Origin of the sequence: Paenibacillus sp. EPM92 (genome assembly GCF_016586185.1) — a bacterium.
Lineage (GTDB): Bacteria > Bacillota > Bacilli > Paenibacillales > NBRC-103111 > Paenibacillus_G > Paenibacillus_G validus.
Map to the genome: position 1 here is coordinate 1 of NZ_BCPS01000050.1, position 22,495 is coordinate 22,495.

Genomic DNA, 22,495 nt, shown 5'->3' on the forward strand with positions numbered 1-22,495 from the left:
GGAGGGCCATGACCAAAATTCTCGTTGTCGACGACGATCCCCATATTCGAAGGCTGATCAAGGCCACCTTGCAGGGCGAAGGCTTCACGCTGCTGGAGGCGGAGAACGGCCGTCAAGCGCTGGACGCCTTGGCGCGCACAACCGTCGATTTGGTCGTGATGGATATTATGATGCCGCACATGGACGGCTGGGAGCTATGCCAGGAAATTCGGGCGTATGATGCTGATTTGCCGCTGCTGATGGTCACGGCAAAGGCCGAGTCCGCCGACAAAGTGAAAGGTTTTCGGCTTGGAACGGACGATTACTTGACCAAGCCTTTCGATCCGATGGAGCTTATGCTGCGGGTCAAAGCGCTGCTGAAGCGGTATCGGATCAGCACGTCGCCGGTCATTCGTCTGGGCGGACTGGAGATGAACCGCAACAGCTACGAGGTCCTGTGCCTGGGAGAGCGGATGGAGCTCCCGCCCAAAGAGTTCGAGCTGCTGTTCAAGCTCGTTTCTTACCCGAACCAAATATTTACGCGTAACCAATTGATCGAACAAATATGGGGCATTGATTACGAAGGAGACGATCGGACGGTCGACGTTCATATCAAGCGGCTGCGGGAGCGCCTGCCGGAAGCGGGGACGGGCCTCAGCATCAAGACGATTCGCGGGCTGGGGTACAAGCTGGAGGTGCGGCCGTGATCCGGTCGCTGTACTTGCGCGTGGTGCTGACGTTCTTGCTGGCGGTCACGTTCGGGCTGATCGTGGCCTTTTTTGCGACGACGTATGTGTATCGGGATCGGATCGAACTGGGGATCGAAGAGGAAATGGTCAATACGGCGCAGGATATTGCCGAAACTTATCGGCTTATGGGGAATTCCGCCGCGGATAAGTATATGGGTGAGCGCCATTGGGTGAAGGCGTACTCGATCACGATCGTCGATGACGAAGGCGGGCGAAAAACGTACGGGGCTCGCCGGGATGGGGAGACGATCCCGGACGAAGCCGTCCGGTCGGTGCTGAACGGCGGTATTTATCGCGGCGACGGTCCGCCCTTTCACCGGACGATCGGGTATCCGCTGCAAACCGGCACGTCCAGGCATGCGGTTTTCGTCCAGGCAGCGCGGACCGAGCAATTGAACGATTTGAGGAAAATTGTGCTGACGTCGCTCCTGATCGAGCTCGGGGTCGGCAGCTTGTTTATATTAATTGCCGCGCGGTATTTGGTTCAGCCGCTCAAGCTGATGACGGTGGCGACCCGGCGTATTGCGAAAGGAAACTTTAACATCCGTTTAAACTGGGGCAAAAGAAAGGACGAGCTCGGCGAGCTGGCCCGCAGCTTCAGCGATATGGCCGAGGAGCTGAAGCAGCTTGAGCAGATGCGACGGGACTTTGTCTCCAACGTTTCGCACGAAATCCAGTCCCCGCTGACGTCGATTTCCGGCTTTTCCAAGCTTATCCGCGATCCGGGCATGCCCGCCAACGAACGAAACCAGTATTTGGATATTATCGAGACGGAGTCGTTGCGCCTTTCCCGGCTTAGCGAAAATTTGCTGAAGCTCGCGTCCCTCGAGTCGGAGCACCACCCGTTTCACCCGGTCACGTTCGATTTGGACGAGCAGCTGCGGCGGGTCGTCGTGGCGCTGGAGCCGCAATGGTCGGCGAAGGAGCTGGAGCTCGAGCTGGAACTGCCGCGGGTCAAAATTACCGGGGACCCCGATCAGCTGAACCAGGTGTGGATCAACTTATTCGGCAACGCCGTTAAATTTACGCCCCGGGAAGGGCGGGTTTCCATCAGGCTCGAGGCGTTAACCGATCGCGTGAAGGTCGTGATAGCGGATACGGGCATAGGGATTAAGGAAGAAGATCTGGAGCCTATTTTCACACGGTTCTATAAAGCGGACCGCGCCCGGCAGCGCGAGCTTGGCGGCAGCGGGCTGGGGCTGTCGATCGTGCGTAAAATCGTCGAGCTTCACCAAGGCTCGGTCGAAGTCCAAAGCCAGCCGGGACAGGGCGCCACATTTATCGTCACGTTGCCGAGCGTGCCCGCAGCTTCCAAAAGCATGTAAACTGCCGGTTTGAACCGGACCAAGGACGGTTGTCTGAAGCGAAGCGTTTGGCTCGCCTCGGGCAAACGTCTTTTTTGCGTTTCTGATTGTACCTCCGTTCATACTGCGTTCATATTCGCTTCGTATAGTAGGCAGGACGCCAATTTACAGGAAACGTTCAGGTTAAGGAATGAGGGGAGTGCAGGAATGAATCGAATCACGCAATTTTCTATGAAAAACGTTTCCGCTTTGTTTATCATCATGCTTCTCTTATTCGGCAGCGGGATCTATGCGTCCGGCGAGCTGAAAAAGGAAAACATGCCGGATATCTCGTTCCCCGTCGTTGTGGTGACGACGCAATATGCGGGCGCGCCGAAGGACGTCATGGATGAAATCACGGATCCGATCGAGGAAAAGCTCGCGGGTGTCGAGGACATCGACTCGATGAGCTCGACGTCGAGCGACAACAACTCCATGATTATCATCATGTTTAAGCAGGACGTCGATATCGACAAGAAGAAGCAGGACATCGAAAGCTTACTTACGGAAGTGCGGCTGCCGGCTTCGGCGAGCACGCCCAAGGCTTCCACCTTTGGAGCCTCTTCCATGGCATCCAATTACTTAGTCGTATACGCAGACAACGGAATGAGTCAGACGGAGCTCGACAAGGTGTACCGGGATACGATCGAGCCGGGGCTGGAAAGCATCAAAGGGCTCGACCATATGGACGTCATCGGGGCTCGCGATACGAGCTTGGATATCGAGCTCGATGCCGGTGCGCTTGCGGCCTTCGGCTTGTCGCCTTCGCAAGTCAGCAATGCGATCAGCGCCGCCGTAACGAAAAGTCCGATCGGCAGCGTCAAGCTGAACGGCAACGACAAGATGGCGCGCGTGACCGGCGACATCGACACCTTGTATGCGCTGGAGCAGCTCGAAATCGTGACCGGCAAGGGAGATATCGTCAAGCTGTCGCAAGTGGCGAAAGTCAAGGCGATTACCGAGTCCGACTTCAAAGGACGGTTGGACGGCAAGCCGGCGATTGGGCTCATCTTGTACAAGGCAGGCAGCGCCAACGCGGTCGATTTCTCGGACGACATCCACAACCAGCTCGAAAGCTGGCATCAGACGCTGCCGAATGTCGTGTTCAAGAGCACCTACGACAGCGCGGATCAGATCAGGGACTCGATCAACGGCATGCTGAAGGAAGGCATCGTCGGGGCTCTGCTTGCCTCGCTGATGATTCTCGTGTTTTTGCGCAACGTGCGTATGACCTTGATCGTGCTGGTGTCCATTCCTCTATCGATCCTGATCACGCTGCTGCTGATGTGGCAGTTCGATTTGACCTTAAACACGATGACGCTGGGCGGGATGTTTATCGCCGTCGGACGGGTCGTAGACGATGCGATCGTCGTCATCGAGAACATTTACGCCTCGCTGGAGAAGGCGCAGGCCCGGAACGAATCCGTCATTGCGCTTGCCACGAAGCAGGTTTCGATGGCTATTACGTCCTCAACGCTCGCCACCGTCGGCGTATTTGCGCCGATGGGGATGGTAAGCGGAATTGTGGGTGCCGTTTTCCGGCCTTTCGCCATCACGCTGGCCTGCGCGCTCCTGGCCTCGTTAGTAGTCGCCGTAACCGTCATTCCGATGCTGGCGAAAATATTGGTGCTGCGCGGCGCGAAAAACGTGAAGGCGCATGACGAAACGAAGCCAAGCCGTTTCACCTCGTTCTATGAGAACGTGCTGAAGTGGACGCTTATGAACCGGATCAAGACGCTGCTCATCTCCGGTTTGCTGTTTGCCGTTACGCTGGCCGCTACGATTCCGATGCTGAACGTGTCGTTCCTGCCCAGTAGCGAGGCCTCGAGAACGATGTACTTCTCTCTGAAGTTTCCGTATGAGACGTCCTTCGAGGCGACCGACGAGAAAACCAGAGAGCTGGAGAACATGCTGATGGAAACGAAGGACAGCCGCGGAGAACCCGTCTTCAAATTCGTCGAGGGACTTGTCGGATACAGCGGCAACGACGATGAACGGACCCCGTACGCTTCCCAAATTTATTTGGAAGTGAACGAGAATGTTGATCCGGACAAGGTGAAGGAGCAGGTGAAAGTCTTCATTGTCTCCGAGCTGCCGCAAGGCTCCGAGGTTGAGCCGCGTTCACTCGGCAACGACTTCGGCGGAACGACCACGGACTTCTCGTATTCGCTCAAGGGCGAAGATCAGGACCAACTGGTGAAAGCAGCCGCGCTGGTCAAGGAAAAGCTCCATACGTTCCCTGAATTGAGCGAAATCGAAGACAACCTGAGCGATGCGAAAACCGAGGTCGAAATCGCAGTCGATCAGAAAAAGGCGAGAGCTTACGGTCTGACGGCCGCAAGTGTGCGCGATACCGCCCGCGCTTGGATTCAGAAGCAAAGCATTGGCGACCTCAAGCTGGATAACGAGACGTACACGACGACCGTTTCGCTCGATAAATCCGACAAAGATACGCTTGAGAAGCTCGGCAACCTCCCGCTGACCGGGGTTAACGGAACCACCGTCTATTTGAAGGAAATCGCCAAAGTCAGCGAGATTCAATCGGCGGCGGCGCTCACACGCGAAGATCAGCAGCAGCTCGTGAAGGTGACGGCCAAAATTAATGCCGACAACAAAAACGGCGTCAGCCAACAAGTGACCACGGCGCTGAACGCGCTTGAGCTGCCTGACGGGGTATCCCGCGAAGTAAAAGGAGTTTCGGCCGACATTAACGAAAGCTTCTCGCAGCTGTTTATGGCCATGGGTGTAGCCGTTTGCGTCGTGTACCTGATCATGGTGCTCGCCTTCGGGAACGCAGGTGCGCCGTTCGCGATCCTGTTCTCGCTGCCGCTTGCGGCGATCGGCGGCCTGCTCGGACTTGTGCTGACGGGCGAAGCGCTGAACGTTACGTCGATGATCGGCTTTATGATGCTGATCGGAATTGTGGTCACGAACGCGATCGTGCTGATCGACCGGGCGCAGCAATTGCGCGAGGAAGGGTATACGGTGCGGCAGGCGCTGCTTGAAGCGGGGAAAGTTCGCTTGCGTCCGATCATCATGACGGCGGGTGCGACGATTATGGCCTTGATCCCGCTGGCGCTCGGCTTGTCCGGCGAAGGGGCTTTGATCGGCAAGGGGCTTGGCGTCGTCGTGATTGGGGGCTTAACGACTTCAACGATTTTGACGCTGGTCGTCGTGCCGGTTGTGTATGAAATGATCGAAGGGCTCAAGAACCGGGTATCGCGCAGGTTCAACCGTACGAAGAAGGTCCAGGAGCCTCCGGCGAAAGCGCTCGAGATGTAGAGTCAGGCATCGATCGAACAGACATAGAGATAGAGAAGGTTGAGGAGGCCAAGAGATGAGAAAGGTTAGTGCGGACAACAATAGAGCGTTGAAAAGTCGCTCCGTCGGCGTGCTGGTCGTTGCAGCGGCGATTGCCGTTACGGCGGTCGGCTGCTCCGTTCCGGGGCAAGGAGCGGGTGCGGCGGAAGCGCAGCTCCAGGTACGGGCGGTCCGAACGGAGGCGGTCGTGAAACACGACATCGGACAACCTGTCGAGCAAGTCGCTGACGTTGTGGCGCTGAACGTGTTGGATATCCTGCCGAAGGCAAGCGGCGAGGTGCTGGAAGTGCTGCGCAAGCGCGGCGAGTTCGTGGAGAAGGGCGATGTGCTGTTTCGGATCGACAGCCGCGATGCGGAGTCGGCGAAGCGGAAGAGCGAGCTGGCGCTCAGCAGCGCGCTGGAATCGCTGCAGAAGGCGAAGGACGACCGGGTCAACAACCGCAAGGATTTGGCCGATGCGGTGACGCGGGCGGAAGTGGCGCTGAACAATGCGGAGCAGGATTACAATAAAATGCGCAACGATTTCGACGCCGGGAAAGTGACGCAGCACCAGGTTGATCAGTCCAAGCAGCAGGTGGATAACGCGCGGATGAGCTTGGAGTCGGCACGGAGCAAGCTGGCGGCGAACGACAATTCCAATACGATCGCTTCGATCGAGACGCAGGCGGAATCGGCGCGTATTTCCCTGGAAGACGCGACGCGGAATTTGGACAATTACAGCGTGAAGGCGCCGGCGAGAGGGCTCCTGACCGATTTTAACGTCGTGGCGGGACAGACGGTTTCGATGAATGGGGGCAAGGTCGGCCAAGTGCAGCAGATCGATCCGGTCAAAATCAAAACCGAGCTGTCGGAAACGAATTACCAGCTGGTGAAAAACAAGCAGCAGCTTACGTATTACAGCCCGGACGCTCCGGACAAAAAAGGGACCGCCGCCATCAGCTACCTGGCGCCGGTCATGAGCGCCCAGAACAAGACGTTCACGCTGGAACTCGAGGTGCCGAACGCAGACGGCGCGCTCCAGCCAGGCGCCCGCGTCATGGTTCAGCTGACATCGGATGCCGAGCAGCAAGTCGTTGCCGTTCCGACCTTAAGCATCGTGCGCGAAGAGTCCGCGACGTACGTATTTGTACAGCAAGGCGATCAATACCAGAAGCGCCAGGTCAAGCTCGGCCGCATTAACGGCTCCTATCAAGAGGTGCTGGAAGGCGTGAAAGAAGGCGATCAGCTGGTCGTCACAGGACAACACACGTTGAAGGACGGACAACAGGCCGACACTTCCAAATCATAAAGCGAGGAGAGAAATCTAGTATGAGAAAAAGAACCCCTTGGAAAACCGGCATAACCGCCGCGGCGCTTGCCGCGATCCTGGTGCAAGCCAGCGTTCCCGCGCTGGCCGCAGACGCGCAGACTTCCGTCGTATCCGCTCCTTCCGTTAATTACGGCTTGACGAGCGACATCCGCGCCGCATTGAAAGGCGTCTCCGTCGAATCGACGGCGCAAGGCTTGCAGCTGGCGGCCGTCGTCCGGCTATATAATGGCGGAACCGTCCAAAACCGTGTGCCCGAGCATGAGCTTCGCATACGTCAAGCGGACGGCTTGACGTATACGCTAAAGCCCAGCGCCACGAACAAAACGGCGCTGCAGCCGAAGGAGATCGGCGAGCTCGTCTATATGGCTACCGTCGACAGCAAGGCCGAGTTCAAGCCTGCCGAGCTGTCTTTGGTAAATGTGAACGAATACACGTATCCGAAGCAGGAAACGACGCTGCTGACGCTGCCGGCCGCAGACCAGGTATGGTACGGGGCGGGCTCGGAGAACGGGCGGCAGCGCGAATCGCTCGCCTGGGGGACAACCTTCCGCATCCCCGGTTTAAACTCGGAGCTGGTGTATACGCCGGTCGGCTTGTCCAAGCAAAGCACGGCCCAGGGGACCGCAGATGTCGTCACTTTGCTGGTTGAGAACCCGGGCGTCGGCAAAGAGACGGTGCCGAGCTTCCGTATCGACGGCCGCGCGGCCGCAAAGACGTATACGGGCGCTTTCACGGACAAGCAGCCCGTCGTTGTGGAAGCCGGCGCGAAGGCGTACGTACATATCGCGATTCCGTACGAGAACGGCTCCGCACTGACGGAATTGTTCGTCATGACGACGGATACGTTTACGCAAGCGGGTAACCCGGCGACGCAGGTTGCCATCGATACAGGGCGGCTGAAGCTGGCATTGCCGGACGGCGGGCAGGCTGATCGTCTTCCTGACGCTTATACGCTCGGAACCCCGATTGCCTTCGATCCGCTGACGAAGGTCGTCGATGCGCAAACGGAAGTATCGCTGATGGAGCTGCATTTGCACGAAAATCCCGACGAAGGCTACCAGACGGTTGTCGGCAAGTTCAAGATTACGAACAAGGGCAGTATACCGACGGCGCTGCCGGCGTTCCAGACGCAGCTCGTGAGCGGCACGGGCGCAACTTATGCCGGATCGAGGCAAGCCAATGTTGCAGAGACGCTTAATCCGGGTCTGAGCTACGTGATCAGCTACTCGTTTAACGTGCCGCAGTCGGAGAAAGGTGACGCACTGACGCTGAAGCTGCTCGATGCGCAACCCGCTTCGCCGTACGTAAGCACAGCGGCTTCGTTAGCGACGTCGGTACAGCAGGAGACGACCGAAGAGCGTCTCGACCTGTATCCGTTCGACGTTAAGCTGAACTACTACACGATCTCCGCTGCGACGACAGGCACACAGACGATTGCGTACACGTATAAAGTGCTGCTTGATCTCGATATCGCGCAAGCGGAGGACGTGGTCGCCGACGCCAATTCTTCGAAGCTGCGGTTTGAGGTCGTCGATACGCTGGGTCGCATTCTGGGCTCTACGGACGGCGTGTTCACAGGCACGAACAAGCTGGTAAGCGGCAGACAAACCTTGACGTTCGCCAACATCAAGAGCGAGCAGCTTGAGTTCCCGGTAACCGTGAACGTGTACGAAGTCATCCAAACGCCGGGCGGCGAAGCGAAACGTCTGCTCAAGACGCTGCGTTAAGCTGCGCATAGGATGAAACGGACGGACGAAAGCCACGGCCGTTGGCATACCGCCTGAGGCAGTGGCCGGAAGAGCGTGCGTTTGGCAATTCTCGACATGAAATGCTATACTCTAGACAAATTTATGTCACCCGAGTTGAAGGGAAGGAGTTGACCATTGTCATGAGGGGAAAGGCCAAATATACCGCAGGGGTCTCATTGATTGTTATGTTCATCGGTTTTGTAGCCACGATTCCGTGGGATTCGATTGCCTGGGTGCGGTTCATACAGAGCGGATTCGAAGCGGGCCTGGTTGGAGGACTGGCTGATTGGTTCGCCGTCACGGCATTGTTCCGGCATCCGCTCGGTATCCCGATTCCGCATACGGCGCTGCTTCCGAAAAATCGCGAGCGTGTGACGCAGGCGCTGATTTCCATCGTAGAGAACGAGCTGCTCAGCAAGGAGAGCTTGACCCGGAAGCTGGAATCGCTGCAGATCGGCCGTCGGCTGCTCGAGCTGATCGAGCGGAAGCTCGGCACGACGGAAGCGAAAGCGGCGCTGATCCGCTTGATCGAGACTGTGCTGGAGCAAATTCCGTGGGACGAAGCGGCTCGTTTGGCGGATCGGGAAATCAGGCGGCAGGCCGGCTCGTTGAACGTGCCGGAGCTGCTGCAAACCGGCGTAAGCTATGCCATCGAGCGGCAATACGACGAGAAAGCGGTGAATGGGCTGCTTGATGTCGTATACGATCTGATCAGCCGGACGGACACGCGAGACCGGCTGGGCGCGCTTGCCGTGAACGCCGTTTCGCAGATGAACACGGGAGGCTTTATGTCGTTCGCGATGAACGCATTCGCGGGGTTTGTCAGCGAGGAGAAGCTGGGAGGGATCATTCAGGAACAGCTGCTGAGGGAAATCGTCCGGTTGAAGAACGGGCAGGATTCGAACCGCCGGTGGATCGTGGGCGAGCTGCGCGCCTATGCCCAGTCGTTCGGTAAGAGCGAGGAGCAGCGCGAAGCGCTTGAGGCGTGGAAGACCGAGCTGCTCGGCAGCCTGGATTTAACCGATAAGGCGGCGCAGGCGCTCGGCGATATCCGCGGACGTCTCGCAGTTTTTATCCGCGAAGAACGGTTTGCGGACGAATACTTGATTCCGTATTTAATCCGTGCGATCCACAACCTTAAAGCGGATTCGGACAGCATGCAGACCATGGAGCAATTCATCCGCTCGGGACTGACTCAGTGGATCGGCGAAAATCACCACCAAATCGGGAAGCTGATCAAGGAGAACGTCGACCGCTTCGATAACGCGTCCCTGATCGAAATGATGGAAGACAAGATCGGACAAGATTTGCAGTGGATTCGCGTGAACGGGGCGATTTGCGGGTTCTTCATCGGGCTTATTTTGGCGGCCATTCAAGAGTTCGTCTAAAGCTGCGGCGAGCCTGGGGCTGTTAACGCCGGTGCCGCTTGCATGTCCGCTCCGTGCGTCCGACCGCCCGGCAATAATGTCAACCTCGCTGATAAAGACCATGTATTCCAACAAACACCGCCGCCGCGATCGCCTCGCTTGCCGTACCGGTATTCGTTTACCGCCGTCATACCCGAGGCCGCGGCGGCTTTTCCGTTTCCGCTTCATCGGAGGAGGACTGGCGGATAGTTTGAATACCATATGGGGGTATGGTATTATTGGCTTGAGGTGAACGATGATGAAAACCAAACCACGTACGATTTTTATCGCGGCGGCTCTCGTGACCGTTTTGCTTCTTGCGGGCTGCGGGACTGGAGGCAAGCAGACGGCGGCTGATCACGGCGGACAAGCGGAGCCGACAACCGGCGGCGGGCACGCAGGGCACGATAGCCATGCGAGCGGCGGCAGCTCAGAGAGCTCCGCTGCGTTGCAGGCGGAATGGAAGCTGTCGAAGGAAAAGCCCGCGGCAGGCGAGACGGCGCAGGTTACGGTACAAATTCGTGATGCGGACGGCAAGCCCGTCGAGAAGTTCGATGTCAACCATGAGAAGCTCATGCATCTGATCGTCGTCAGCAAGGACTTGTCTCACTTTGCACATCTGCATCCGGATTACAGGCAGAACGGTTTGTTCCAAGCGGACGTCCCATTTCCTACGGACGGCGAATACAAGCTGATCGCGGACTTTATTCCGGCGGGAGGGACTGCACGGACCGAGACCCATTGGGTTGCCGCAGGCAGCGGAGCGGGATCGCCGTCGGCGCTGCAGCCTGATGCGAGCCTGGTCAAGACCGTGGACGGCAAGGAAGTGGCGCTGACCTTCGACAAGCTGAAGGCCGGGCAAGAGACGACGATGACGTTTACGATCAAGGACGCCCAGTCCAAGGCTCCGATTACGAACTTGCAGCCGTACCTTGGCGCTGTCGGTCACGTTGTCGTCATTAGCGGCGACGCTGAGCAGTACCTTCACAATCATCCGCTGGATGAAAGTGCGAAGGGGCCGAATGCGGCTTTCGCTACGACGTTCCCGAAGGCGGGTTTGTATAAAATTTGGGGCCAGTTCCAGCACGAAGGGCGCGTATTCACGGTGCCGTTCACGATAAACGTACCGTAAGCAGAGCGAGCTTGATCGGTTTGCGCCGTTTTCTGCTATAATGGAAATCAAGCGGAAGCTTGTACTGTGCGGAAAAGGGCGGTGATACCCGTGATAAACAAGCTGCAGGACCAGTGCGATGAGACATGCGAGGGAACATTGCATATCGCCGAGCTGAAGCAGCAGCTCATCTCCGAATCGACGGCGGCGGGGCTGGCGGATATTTTCAAGGCGCTGGGGGACCCGACCCGGGTCAAAATCATTCATACGCTGCTGCAGCAGGAACTCTGCGTCCATGATTTGACGCTTGTGCTGGAGATGGGGCAATCGGCTGTCTCCCATCAGCTCAGGTATTTGCGCAATTTGCGAATCGTCAAGCGCCGCAAGGTCGGCAAGACGGTGTTTTATTCGCTCGACGACGAGCATATCGAACAAATTTTTGTCCAGATGCTGCAGCACATGAAGCACGAGTAAGCCCGCCGAAGGCGGGCTCTTCTTTTTTACGGCCTGGCCGCATATGCTGGTAGAAGCATAGGCCGTCCGCGGCCGGGAAAGGGGGAACCCCGGTGCTGTTGAGGCGCAGATGGAGAAGCGGTCCCTCGGGCAAGAGCAAGCTGCGGCGTCATATCGCAATCGTTAGTGTCGTGCTGCTCCTGCTCATGATTCAATTTTATATGTACATCGATCGAAGCCTGGTGCCTCCGCTCGTGCATTTGGCTACGGTGCGCATGAAGCAGGTGGCTACCGAATCGATTAATGCAGCCATATCGGACCGCATCGCGCAAAATACGAACTTCGAGAAACTAATCGATTGGAAGACGGACCGGAACGGTAAAATTACAGGTTTTATGCTGAACTACGCCGAGCATATGAGAATATCAGCGGACACGATTCAAATCGTACAGAAGCGGTTGGACGAAATCGGGGAGCTGCCGGATCACATTCCGCTCGGGCAGGCGATGAAAAGCCCGATTCTCGCTTCCTTCGGGCCGGAAATTCCGATTAGACTCGTACCGGCGGCTGCGGCGAAGGTAGACTTGAACACCCGCTACCAGAACGCCGGGATCAACATGATCTTAGTGGAAGTGTACATTAAAGTCCGCGTGGAGGTAACCGTCATCATCCCGTTCGATTCGCAAACGGAGGTGGTGGAGACGGAGCTGCCGGTCTCGTATTCGCTTGTCGTCGGCGATGTGCCGACGTATTATTTCGACGGCAAAGGCAACCCGCTCGGACAGACCAACCCGATGCCGCCCGGCGTCGCGTTGCCGGAGTTGAACATGCAGCCGGGCAAGGGGATGCCATCAAAGGAAGAGGCCGCGGCGGAGGGATAACCGTCCGGAGAAGAGCGAGTGAAGGGGCTGTGCGCAAAACCGGTTTTGGAATTTCGAAGTCCCATGCCAAAGAACCTTCATCTCCACGTTGACCGTGGTTATGAAGGTTCTTTGCTTTGTCTTGTCCGGCCCGGGTTCGGTTGCAGTCTTTCGATTCTTTACGCGGACGGAACGGCTTACTTCTTGCGGCGCAGACGCTCTTCGCGTTCCCACTTCCGCAAATAGGGATACGGGTCGAACGACCAGTCCGTCAGTCCGTTATCCCGATACAACCCGTAGTGCAGATGGGGAGGGAATTTTCCGGAGGTGCCGGGCTTGCCGTAGCCGGAGCTGCCGACCCAGCCAATGACTTGTCCGGGTTTCACGACTTCCCCTTCCTTCACTTCTTTTTTGTTAAACCCGGACAAATGGGCGAAGTAATGATATACATTATTTAAATCACGAATACCGATCCGCCAGCCGCCGTACGGATTCCAGCCCATCACTTCGACGATGCCGTAGGTGGCGCTTCGCACAGGTACGCCGTAACCCGCGAACAAATCGGTCCCTTCGTGGATCCTGTACCCGCCCCAGCCGCGGCTCGCTCCCCAGGTGCTGCGGTACGCATAATCGCTGCTGAGCGGCATGACGAAGCAATGTTCGTGCAGGTCCAACGTATCGAATTTGGCGTAAATCCGGGCAAATTGCTGGATCCGCTGTACACTGCGCGAGTTCTGATAATAATCCCACAAGCCGATGCGCAGGTCTTCATCCGAGCTGCCGCGCTTTAATAAGAAGGTTGCCATGGCATGCAGCCGGTCCAGATCGTTCGAACGGTCGGCGAGGTTATCCCCGGAACCGTCTTTGCCCATGCCTCCGAACAAGATAATGCTCTGCGGGTTCCGGTCTTCGTGATCGGGATTCAGCATGCCGCCCCACTGCAAATCCGTAAAATAAATCGCGACCGTTCCGTCCGGGGCCGGTCTTTTTTTGGCAAGATTGATCGTTCGTTCGTATTGATCCACAGCAGCCAGGTAATACCAGGGGATTCCAGTCAACGCGCTTGTTTTGTCAAAAAGGTCTTTTCGCTCTGCAAATACGGCCTTCATATTCGCCCCAGCTTTGTTTTTGGCTGTATTGGTAGCCGGAGGAGCCGCTGCATGCGCAGATGAGCCCGGATCGAAATTCCATACCGCAGTTGCGAGTAAGGTGCTGCACATCCACATTGAGAAGTTCCGCGTTAAAGATGCTGCCATTAAAATAGCTACCTCCTAATCACGTACGGTGAAGCTCTACGCTCGCTTCAATAACGTTAGCTTGTGCCGCGTATTGTCTTTTTATCCCGCAATAAGTTTGATATGATGCTATGGGAGGGATGCGCATATGTCTTTTAATCACCGGGACGAGCATGTGGACGACGGGATGCTGCTGCTGCAGGCGAATTTGGACGATATGAACCCGGAGTGGTGCTCCTACATTACCGACTTGCTGCTGGAAGCGGGAGCTAACGACGTTTACTGGATTCCGATTATTATGAAAAAGGGACGTCCCGGCGTGATGCTGAACGTTTTCGTGGATGAATGCAAAACTGGAGACATGGAAGCCATTATTTTCGCCGAGACGACGACGCTCGGGCTTCGATATATGCGGGCCAGCTGTCATAGGCTCGGCCGCGAGTTTATCGCCGTGGATACGCGGTGGGGGACGGTGCAGGTGAAGGCCGGCTTTCATCAGGGTAAGATGGTGCAGTTCGCCCCAGAATTCAAGGAGTGCGAGCAGGCGGCGAGGAAGCATCAGGTGCCGCTAAAGCAGGTGTATGACGAGGTGCGCCGTTTGTTTCTGGAAACGTACGGAGAATAAGCTTGAAGCTTTTCCCATAAGTTAGGGGATAGCGAATCCGCTCTCGGTTCCCTGACGGGAACGAAGGAGGAAGTGGAACAAAAACGAACAGGCTGAGGCAGCCTGTTCGTTTTTGTTTTAGGCGCGGACGCCTTGCCCCTTATCTTTCCCGCAATCGGCCGGATCAGACTTCAGAGCCTTGGCCCACTAATGCTGGTGAGAATTCAGGCGCTGCGTGGAATCTCCGTTCACCCCATTGCCCGCCCGGGCTGCGCCAAGAACAGAGCCGCTCTCGTGCAATTTTTGAGGGGGGTCTTGGGGATGGTCCCGGTGCAGGTGCATGCGCACCTGTTCTTGATGATGCTCGTGATGGTGATGATGATCATGCTCGTGCTCGTGTTTGGCGTTGTGTCCGTCATGATCATGCTGATGATGCTCATGATGATGGTGATGATCGTCATGACTATGGCGGTGATGCCCGTGGTCATGATCATGCTGATGGTGGTGCTCGTGATGATGGTGGTTATGCCCGTGCTCGTGATGGATCTCATCGTGGTGCACGCGCCACTTGTTCAGGTAAGGGTCCGCTTGTCCGACGACCGCACGCAGTACGTTCGGCTGATTCGGCAAGTCGCGGGTGCCCGCGCCGTAACCGATCGATTCCACGATCATCGGCGGAAGTCCTTTGGCGAATTCGTCCACCACTCCGGCGATAATACCGGCGCCGGTCGGCGTCGTCATTTCGAGCGAATAGGCGGTCGGCGCGATCGGCAGCCCGCGCATCATTTCGAGAGTGGCGGGAGCGGGCACGGGATAAATGCCGTGATCGCAATGGACCGTGCCAGAGCCAAGCGGAACGGCGGAAGACAATATTTTCTCGATGCCGAGCGAGTCGACAGCCAGCGCTACGCCAACAACATCGGCGATGGAATCGATGGCGCCCACTTCGTGAAAATGCACGCGATCGATCGGAATATCGTGAATTTTGGCCTCGGCGATGGCGATTTTCTCGAAGATGGCAAGGCTCAGCTTGACCGTTCGCTCCGAAAACCCGGCTTGTTCGATGATGCTTACGATTTCAGAATAATGGCGATGATGCTTGGGAGGCGTATGCGGATCGAGCAGCACGTCCAGCTTTAGTGCGGAGATGCCGCGTTTGTTCACCCGCTTCCATTCGAGCGTAAATGGCTCCACTTGAATTTTGCGCAATTCTTCTTCAATATAATGGCGATCCGCCCCGGCGTCGACCAAGGCTCCTAACGTCATATCGCCGCTGATGCCGGAGAAGCAGTCCAAGTATAAAATTTTCATCGGTCATCCCTCTTTGTCTGGTTCTTTATGATCAAGGCTGCGTTGTAACCGGCGCCAAATCCGTTGTCGATATTCACGACCGAGATGCCGGGCGCGCAGGCGTTCAGCATGGAAAGCAGAGCGGCCACGCCTTGGAAGCTGGCGCCGTAGCCGATGCTTGTCGGCACGGCGATGACCGGCACGGCGACAAGACCGCCGAGCACGCTGGCCAGCGCGCCTTCCATCCCGGCGACGACGACGACAGCGTCGGCCCCTCGAATAAGCGGGAGCCGGCGGAATAGCCGGTGAATGCCGGCAACCCCGACATCGTAGACGCGCTCCACGCGGGTGCCGAAGCATTCGGCGGTCACGGCAGCTTCTTCGGCGACAGGCACGTCGCTCGTTCCTGCGCAGACAACCGCGATGTAAGGCGCCGTGCCGGAAGCGTCCGGCGTTTGTCCGCCGCGCAGCCACGTTAAGGCGCGCGCTTCGGCGCGGTAGACCGCGCCCGGGAACCGCTCCAGCACGGCGGCTGCTTTGTCTGCGCTAACGCGGGTGGCGAGCACCCGATCGCTATGCGCGGACAGCCGCTCCATAATGGCTGCAATCTGCTCCGCGGACTTGCCTTCACCGTAAATGACCTCGGGAAACCCCGTCCGTTCAGCCCGGTGCAAATCAAGCTGCGCGTAGCCTAGCGTATCGTCGATACCGGGAACTCCCGGCGCTTGCCCCAAGACCGCTTCGCGCGCGTCCGTCTGTCGGCCGGCATGCGCTGCTGCTGCGCCCGCCGGCCGCTCCGCCGAAGGCTGCTCGCGTTCTTCCTCTAGCAGCCGTTTCGCTTCCGCGACGTCCAGATCGCCGGACTGAACCAGCTTCAATATATGATCCATGTTCATCATACGAACAAATCCTCCCCGGGAAACACTCATCTTAGTGTAGCATATTTCGAAATCGAACGAAATTCGCGGGATGGATTGTTGCGCCATTCATGATATAATAACTTCAATAAACATTATTAGCAATGTTCGGATTCCAGCAGAGGAAAGTAGGGATAACGATGGCGACACCGTCGATTGAGCGAAAACCGGAATGGTTAAAAATTAAATTAGCCAACGGCGATTCTTATAAAGAACTGAAAAATATGATGCGCACCAAAACGCTCCACACCGTATGCGAAGAAGCCAAATGTCCAAATATTCACGAATGCTGGGCGAACCGGACGGCGACGTTTATGATCCTGGGGGACATTTGTACGCGGGCTTGCCGATTTTGCGCCGTCAAAACAGGCTTGCCGACCGAGCTGGACTTGCAGGAGCCGGAACGGGTAGCCGAGGCTGCCGAGCAAATGGGCCTTCGCCACGTCGTAGTGACATCCGTTGCAAGAGACGACTTGAAGGACGGCGGAGCCTCCATCTTCGCCGCAACGATTCGAGCGCTGCGCGCGCGTCTGCCGTTATCCGGCGTCGAAGTGCTGATCCCGGATTTTCAGGGGGATGAGGAAGCGCTGCGGACGGTACTTGAAGCGAAACCGAACATTTTGAATCATAACGTGGAGACGGTGGAGCGGTTGTCCGATAAAGTAAGAGCGAAGGCAAAATACGGCCGCTCGCTCGAGCTGCTGGAACGGTCGAAGCGAATCGCGCCGGACATCCCGACCAAGTCGAGCATTATGCTGGGCGTCGGTGAAACGTGGGACGAGATCCTGCGGACGATGGACGATTTGCGCGCCATCAATTGCGACATCATGACCATCGGCCAATATTTGCAGCCGAGCCCGCAGCATTTGCCCGTGACGACCTATTACACGCCCGAGCAATTCGCCGAGTTGAAGGCGGAAGGCATGAAGCGCGGATTCAGCCATGTGGAGTCCGGCCCGCTTGTACGCAGTTCATATCACGCCCATGATCAGGTCAAATCAGCCCAGCAGTCGTAACCTTAAGGAGGCACGCTCCGTGATCCAAATTTCCAACAAAACCTATGAAGTGTTCGTCGATCATAAGAACGGCTGGCGTCCCGAGGCGTTCCGCGAGCGGTATAGCGAAGTGCTGGACCGGTACGATTACATTGTCGGGGACTGGGGATACAGCCAGCTTCGGCTGCGTGGTTTTTTCAAAGACAACCATCCGAAAGCGACGAAGGACACGGTCATCTCCACGATTGAAGATTACTTAAACGAATATTGCAACTTTGGCTGCGCTTATTTCATCCTTGAGAAAACCGGAACCCGGGAAATCCCTCCGTCGGAGCAAGGCGGCGATGAAGAAGGGGCGGCGCAAGAGGAAGGGGAACCGGCACAGGACGCCGGCGAGCAGCAGTCTGTTCCGGCCGGGCAGGAGCGCAGGGAGCAAGCGCCGACGCGGCATAACACGCACGCTGCCCGCGCCGAGACGAAGCAGGAGCATGCGCGTTCGTCCTCTCCAGGCGGCGGCCGCAATCACGGCCGAGGACAGCAGCAGGAATCGTCCGGCAAGCAAGGCGGTTCGCATCAAGGAACTTCTAAGCCGCAAAGCGGTTCTCATTTCCGCGGGAAAGACGGCAAGCCGGGGGCGTCGAAAGGCCCGAACGCGCAAGGCTCGCCGCGCAATGACCGTAACGATCGACCTGATCGCAGCGACCGTCAGGACCGCAACGAGCAAGGGGGACGTGCGCAAGGCGGCAACAACCAGGGCCAGGGTCAAGGTAACCAGGGTCAAGGTAACCAGGGTCAAGGTAACAAGTCGAACCGCAATCACGGCCATCACAGCCAGAAGCCGAAGCCGGAATCGTCCCGCGTGTAGGCTGAAAATCATGCAAGAAGCCCCGCCAATCGGCGGGGCTTCTTGCATGATTTAGATCATGTCGTATCCGATAAACGCCTCACGAACGCGGCTCCAGAACGGGAACGGGCGGAAGCGGGCGAACTTTACTTTTTTTCCGGCGGCTACCATGCTTCGGATCGACACAATATCATTGCGCTGCATGTATACATGATCGAGCGAGAGCACAATATTTTGCCGGGGGCGGGGATAAATGTCGCAATGGTGATGCTTCGGCAGCAGGATCGGCGAGCCGAGCGTCCGGAAGACACGGTTGTTGATGGAGGCGATTTCCGCGATCTGAATCGTGTCGAGCGACGGATGGATGATGGCGCCCCCGAGACTTTTATTGTAAGCGGTGCTGCCCGACGGAGTCGAGATGCAGATGCCGTCGCCGCGGAACGTTTCGAGCAGCTCGTCGTTGATGTGCAGCTCGGCCACCAAGGTGGCATCGACGCCCTTCAACGTAAATTCGTTCAGCGCCAGCTCGGTCTCAATGCCCTGCTGTGTCGTGATTTGAATTTCCACCAGCGGGTATTTGACCACCCTCAAATCGTTCTGCCGGGCGCTTTCTCCCATCAACTGCGCAAGCAGTTCGACCTCGTCCGGCTTCCAATCGGCGAAAAATCCGAGACGCCCCGTATGTATACCGACAAACGCGATATGATCGAGCTGTTCTTTGTACCGATGGAAGGCGTGAAGCAGCGTGCCGTCTCCGCCGATCGAGAGGACGATATCCGGATTCGTTTCCTCGTGAACCAATCCGTTCCGCTGTATGAGATCGTGGAACGTATTCATCAATTGGATCGAGACTTCGTCGCCGCGGTGAACCACATTGTATTTCAACTGGTTGTCCTCCTCAAGGCTTTCGTTAGAAAGCCACTTCGTAAGCATAAGCAAGGCTTTCGTTAGAAAGCCACTTCGTAAGCATAAGCAAGGCTTTCGTTAGAAAGCCACTTCGTAAGCATAAGCAAGGCTTTCGTCATAAAGCCGCATCGTAAGCATAGCTCCATCCATCATAATCAATCTTGTCAAATAATACAATGCCGCCCCCGTCAAAAGGGGCGGCATGCCGGGAACGGCCCGGCGCTGCAGCCACTCCTTTTAAACCGATTCGCCGCACTTCGGGCAATAACGATAGCTGGCTTCGATTTTATCGCCGCAATACGGGCAGAAGCTTTTGCCTCCGCTGTCTGCGCTTCGATCCGCTGATTCATTTCCCCTTGACGCCCGTGGGGGGCGTCCCGCGAACCGATCCAGCGGATCGGGCTCGCGGTCGGCATCGACGATGTCAAAAGTCGACATGCGATTGCGGCCGGTCGCGTTCTTGAAGTGGTAGACGGCTTGCACGATGCCGAATCCGATAAAGACGAACCCGAACAGCGGAAAGACGATACCGACAAGCGGAAACGGCGCATCGCGAGTGATCGAGAACGCCATAATCGTCCAGAATATACCGAAGATAACGGCAAACAAGCTGCCGGCTGCTCCCATCGCGGAAGGGCCGCGTCCCGGTTTTATGCTTTTCATCGTATCGCCCCAATCGCTGGAAATCGTATCCTTCGGTTTTACATACGGATGTTGCCGCCGCAAAGTTGCAATCCTGACAGAAACGCGCAGCAAGAAGAAGCCGCCCCGGGATAACAGGACGGCTTCCTATCGGCTAATACGCTTTGACCAAGGGCAGCTCGAAGCGGTGGGTGAAATTGGCGCTTACCGGATGAACGCGTACGGAAAAGTGCGAGCCGTGGCGGAGATGCGACGGAATGACCGCACGGTAAACGATCGTGTTCTCGTTAAGATGACGGGTCGGCTCCATGACGACGACGACCTGCCGCCAGCCATCGGGCTGTTCTTCGTAATAGACGAGCTCTACGGCCGTGTCGCGGTACCACATCGGCCCGAAGTGCACCGTGGCGGTGGCTTCCTTTGTCGGCGCCATGCCCGGGACGGGCTGCCTGCCGGTCGTAAGGCCGTCGTTAACCTCGAGCACGCGGACGTGCTGCCAATTGCTCCGCACAAACTTCTTATAGTCGGCGACCTTTGTCGCCTCCTCGTAATGGTTGCTTACGAAACGCTGCGTCCGCACAAGCGAGGGAACATAGGTGCCGTTCGTATAATCCATCACCATCCGGTCCGTATTGTAGACCGGCGACAAGGTGCGGATCGAATGCTTCATCCGATCAACCCACGGGGACGGGAACTCGCCCTGACTGTAATAAAGCGGCACGATTTCATGCTCCAGGACGTGGTACAACGACTGTGTATTTTCCCGATCTTGCGTCTCCGGGTCCGACTTGTCATTGGAATGGATGCTCCAGCCGTTGGCGCCGTCGTAACCTTCCTCCCACCAGCCGTCCAGCACGCTGAAATTGAGAACGCCGTTCATCGCTGCCTTCTGGCCGCTGGTACCGCTGGCTTCGTACGGGCGGCGCGGGTTGTTCAACCAGACGTCGACGCCCTGGACAAGGACGCGGGCGAGGTTGATATCGTAATTTTCCAGGATGACGATTTTGCCGCGGAATCGATCCATCTGCGACACTTGATAAATGTCCCGGATCATGTCCTGTCCGGGCTGATCGGCCGGATGCGCCTTCCCGGCGAATATGAACTGCAAGGGGCGCTCGGGATTGTTGACGAGCCGGTCCAACCGGTTCAAATCGTTAAACAGGAGACGGGCCCGTTTATAGGTCGCAAACCGGCGCGCGAACCCGACGGTCAGCGCTTGCTCGGACAAATAGCCGTCCACTTCCGCAAGCTTATCGGCGGGTAGGCTGCTGCGTCTGCGCTGTTCGCGAAGGTTGTCGCGCGCCAGCCCGATCAGCCTCTTCTTCAACCCGCTGTGAATGTTCCAGAGCGACTCGCTGGGCACGATCTGCAGCGAGCTCCACATGTCCGGGTCGGTCTGATGCTGCTGCCAGCCGCCGGGTAAAAAGCGGTTAAACAGCGCCTTCAGCTCCGGAGCCAGCCACGTGTTCAGATGCACGCCATTCGTAATGTGCCCGATCGGCACTTCATTCACATCAATGTCCCCGTGGAACTCCCGGAACATCTCGCGGGACACATGCCCGTGCAGCTTGCTGACGCCATTGCGCAGCGCAGCGGTGTTCATCGCAAGATGCGTCATATTGAAAGCCTGCTTGCGCTCGTCGAATCCGAGACGGGTGAAATCGTGCCGGAAGCCCGGATAGTCCGCAAACAGCTTGCTGAAATAGTAGTCGAACATCGGAAGCGGGAACGCGTCGTGTCCGGCCGGCACCGGCGTATGCGTAGTGAAGACGGTGCCGGCGCGAACGACCTCGAGCGCCACGTGGAAGGGCAGCCCCTGATCCAACTGTTCCCGCAGCCGTTCGAAAGAGAGGAACGCCGCATGGCCTTCATTGATATGATACGCCCCGGTCGGGATTCCAAGCGCCCGCAGCGCCCGGATGCCGCCTACGCCAAGGAGCACCTCCTGCGCGATCCGGATATCCTGGTTACCGCCGTACAGCTGTCCGGTCAGCTCGCGGTCCCAGGGACTGTTATCTGGCAGATCGGCGTCGAGCAAATAGACAGGTATGCGGCCCACCTGGACTTGCCAAACCTTTAGACGCACCGTACGATCCGCCACCGGTACCGTGATGTACAGCTCCTCGGGAGCCGTTTCAGTCGCAGCGTCCGGGGATGACGACGGCTCCTCGCATTCCTGCGGGGACTCGGAATCGAGCGCATACGCCGGGCCGATCGGCAGCTTCATGAAGTCGTAGACGACGTTCTCGGCTTGTTGTCCGCCCCGGTTATCGATTTTTTGATTGAAATAACCTTTCTTATACAACAGGCCGATGCCGACGAGCGGCACACCCAAATCGCTTGCCGATTTGCAATGATCCCCGGCAAGCACGCCGAGCCCCCCGGAGTAGATCGGCAGCAATTCGTGAAAGCCGAATTCCGCCGAGAAGTAAGCGACCGCTTGATGAACGTGCTGCGGGTATTGCCGCTCGAACCAGGTCTGCCTCTCCATATAGTCGTCGTACTGCTGGATAACCGCCTGGTAGCGCCTTAGGAAATCGCCATTCCCGGCGAGCCGTTCCAGCTTTTCGTTCGGAGCCTCGATGAGCAGACGCACAGGGTTGTGCTGACACTGGTCCCACAAGGTCGCATCGATCTCGGCAAACAGCGACTTGGCGCTGTCGTTCCAGCTGTACCACAGGTTGTGAGCAAGCTCGGATAATCGGACAAGGGCCGCAGGCAGCGGGATTTGACGTGCACGGAACAACGTATGCATCAGGTCACCTCAATCTAAATTTTGGATA

Annotated in this window: 18 protein-coding genes; 12 read left to right on the plus strand and 6 right to left on the minus strand. The window is 57.3% G+C overall.

Going from position 1 to position 22,495, the window contains the following annotated elements; translation table 11 throughout:
- Positions 1–8: 8 nt before the first annotated feature.
- The 9 genes from JMF85_RS09245 (at position 9) to yunB (ending at position 12,300) form a co-directional block, all read left to right on the plus strand.
- Positions 9–686, plus strand: a complete 678-nt coding sequence (locus tag JMF85_RS09245) for a response regulator transcription factor (protein WP_201318093.1) — start codon at positions 9–11, stop codon at positions 684–686.
- A complete protein-coding gene (locus JMF85_RS09250; RefSeq protein WP_201318094.1) occupies positions 683–2,053 on the plus strand; it encodes a sensor histidine kinase in 1,371 nt (456 codons plus the stop codon). Before JMF85_RS09245 ends, JMF85_RS09250 begins: the two co-directional genes overlap by 4 nt.
- A 186-nt stretch (positions 2,054–2,239) precedes the next feature.
- A complete protein-coding gene (locus JMF85_RS09255; protein WP_201318095.1) occupies positions 2,240–5,353 on the plus strand; it encodes an efflux RND transporter permease subunit in 3,114 nt (1,037 codons plus the stop codon).
- 55 nt (positions 5,354–5,408) lie between these two features.
- Positions 5,409–6,680: an efflux RND transporter periplasmic adaptor subunit gene (locus JMF85_RS09260; protein WP_201318096.1), complete on the plus strand. Its 1,272-nt coding sequence runs from the start codon at positions 5,409–5,411 to the stop codon at positions 6,678–6,680.
- A gap of 20 nt (positions 6,681–6,700) precedes the next feature.
- On the plus strand, positions 6,701–8,428 hold the full coding sequence (locus tag JMF85_RS09265; RefSeq protein WP_201318097.1) for a DUF4352 domain-containing protein: 1,728 nt from the start codon (positions 6,701–6,703) through the stop codon (positions 8,426–8,428).
- 161 nt (positions 8,429–8,589) lie between these two features.
- A complete protein-coding gene (locus JMF85_RS09270; protein WP_201318098.1) occupies positions 8,590–9,837 on the plus strand; it encodes a DUF445 domain-containing protein in 1,248 nt (415 codons plus the stop codon).
- Between the two features lie 274 nt (positions 9,838–10,111).
- Positions 10,112–10,987: a hypothetical protein gene (locus tag JMF85_RS09275; RefSeq protein WP_236595798.1), complete on the plus strand. Its 876-nt coding sequence runs from the start codon at positions 10,112–10,114 to the stop codon at positions 10,985–10,987.
- 93 nt (positions 10,988–11,080) lie between these two features.
- On the plus strand, positions 11,081–11,440 hold the full coding sequence (locus JMF85_RS09280) for an ArsR/SmtB family transcription factor (RefSeq protein WP_054796364.1): 360 nt from the start codon (positions 11,081–11,083) through the stop codon (positions 11,438–11,440).
- Between the two features lie 92 nt (positions 11,441–11,532).
- Positions 11,533–12,300, plus strand: coding sequence for a sporulation protein YunB (gene yunB, locus JMF85_RS09285; RefSeq protein ID WP_236595799.1), 768 nt, complete (start codon positions 11,533–11,535; stop codon positions 12,298–12,300).
- Positions 12,301–12,476: 176 nt separating this feature from the next.
- On the opposite strand, the gene JMF85_RS09290 is transcribed toward yunB, so the two are convergent.
- Complete coding sequence (locus JMF85_RS09290; protein WP_397375986.1) at positions 12,477–13,535, minus strand: M23 family metallopeptidase; 1,059 nt, start codon at positions 13,533–13,535, stop codon at positions 12,477–12,479.
- A 127-nt stretch (positions 13,536–13,662) separates the two neighbouring features.
- Between JMF85_RS09290 and larC2 the strand changes: the two genes are divergently transcribed.
- Entirely contained in the window at positions 13,663–14,139 is a 477-nt protein-coding gene (gene larC2 / locus JMF85_RS09295; RefSeq protein ID WP_054796339.1) for a nickel pincer cofactor biosynthesis protein LarC2, read from the plus strand.
- Positions 14,140–14,325: 186 nt separating this feature from the next.
- On the opposite strand, the gene larC is transcribed toward larC2, so the two are convergent.
- Complete coding sequence (gene larC / locus JMF85_RS09300) at positions 14,326–15,429, minus strand: nickel pincer cofactor biosynthesis protein LarC (RefSeq protein WP_127604993.1); 1,104 nt, start codon at positions 15,427–15,429, stop codon at positions 14,326–14,328.
- Positions 15,426–16,307 (minus strand): nickel pincer cofactor biosynthesis protein LarB, encoded by an 882-nt coding sequence (larB, locus tag JMF85_RS09305; RefSeq protein WP_201318099.1) that lies wholly within the window; start codon positions 16,305–16,307, stop codon positions 15,426–15,428. The genes larC and larB overlap by 4 nt, the downstream gene beginning before the upstream one ends.
- A gap of 158 nt (positions 16,308–16,465) precedes the next feature.
- Here larB and lipA point away from each other — a divergent pair, with 158 nt between their 5' ends.
- Complete coding sequence (gene lipA, locus JMF85_RS09310; RefSeq protein WP_127604989.1) at positions 16,466–17,341, plus strand: lipoyl synthase; 876 nt, start codon at positions 16,466–16,468, stop codon at positions 17,339–17,341.
- 19 nt (positions 17,342–17,360) lie between these two features.
- A complete protein-coding gene (locus JMF85_RS09315) occupies positions 17,361–18,185 on the plus strand; it encodes a YutD family protein (protein WP_127604987.1) in 825 nt (274 codons plus the stop codon).
- A gap of 51 nt (positions 18,186–18,236) precedes the next feature.
- On the opposite strand, the gene JMF85_RS09320 is transcribed toward JMF85_RS09315, so the two are convergent.
- The 3 genes from JMF85_RS09320 to glgP form a co-directional block, all read right to left on the minus strand.
- Entirely contained in the window at positions 18,237–19,049 is an 813-nt protein-coding gene (locus JMF85_RS09320) for an NAD kinase (RefSeq protein WP_127604985.1), read from the minus strand.
- Between the two features lie 258 nt (positions 19,050–19,307).
- Positions 19,308–19,796, minus strand: coding sequence for a zinc ribbon domain-containing protein (locus tag JMF85_RS09325; protein WP_307720663.1), 489 nt, complete (start codon positions 19,794–19,796; stop codon positions 19,308–19,310).
- Between the two features lie 70 nt (positions 19,797–19,866).
- On the minus strand, positions 19,867–22,467 hold the full coding sequence (gene glgP / locus JMF85_RS09330) for an alpha-glucan family phosphorylase (RefSeq protein WP_201318100.1): 2,601 nt from the start codon (positions 22,465–22,467) through the stop codon (positions 19,867–19,869).
- Positions 22,468–22,495 lie beyond the last annotated feature (28 nt).

What these genes read in the sequence shown, in the direction of transcription:
- JMF85_RS09245 (WP_201318093.1), top strand. Translation starts at nt 9, where the DNA reads ATGACCAAAATTCTCGTTGTCGACGACGATCCCCATATTCGAAGGCTG.
- JMF85_RS09255 (WP_201318095.1), top strand. Translation starts at nt 2,240, where the DNA reads ATGAATCGAATCACGCAATTTTCTATGAAAAACGTTTCCGCTTTGTTT.
- JMF85_RS09260 (WP_201318096.1), top strand. Translation starts at nt 5,409, where the DNA reads ATGAGAAAGGTTAGTGCGGACAACAATAGAGCGTTGAAAAGTCGCTCC.
- JMF85_RS09265 (WP_201318097.1), top strand. Translation starts at nt 6,701, where the DNA reads ATGAGAAAAAGAACCCCTTGGAAAACCGGCATAACCGCCGCGGCGCTT.
- JMF85_RS09270 (WP_201318098.1), top strand. Translation starts at nt 8,590, where the DNA reads ATGAGGGGAAAGGCCAAATATACCGCAGGGGTCTCATTGATTGTTATG.
- JMF85_RS09275 (WP_236595798.1), top strand. Translation starts at nt 10,112, where the DNA reads ATGATGAAAACCAAACCACGTACGATTTTTATCGCGGCGGCTCTCGTG.
- JMF85_RS09290 (WP_397375986.1), bottom strand. Translation starts at nt 13,535, where the DNA reads ATGGCAGCATCTTTAACGCGGAACTTCTCAATGTGGATGTGCAGCACC.
- larC2 (WP_054796339.1), top strand. Translation starts at nt 13,663, where the DNA reads ATGTCTTTTAATCACCGGGACGAGCATGTGGACGACGGGATGCTGCTG.
- larC (WP_127604993.1), bottom strand. Translation starts at nt 15,429, where the DNA reads ATGAAAATTTTATACTTGGACTGCTTCTCCGGCATCAGCGGCGATATG.
- larB (WP_201318099.1), bottom strand. Translation starts at nt 16,307, where the DNA reads ATGATGAACATGGATCATATATTGAAGCTGGTTCAGTCCGGCGATCTG.
- lipA (WP_127604989.1), top strand. Translation starts at nt 16,466, where the DNA reads ATGGCGACACCGTCGATTGAGCGAAAACCGGAATGGTTAAAAATTAAA.
- glgP (WP_201318100.1), bottom strand. Translation starts at nt 22,467, where the DNA reads ATGCATACGTTGTTCCGTGCACGTCAAATCCCGCTGCCTGCGGCCCTT.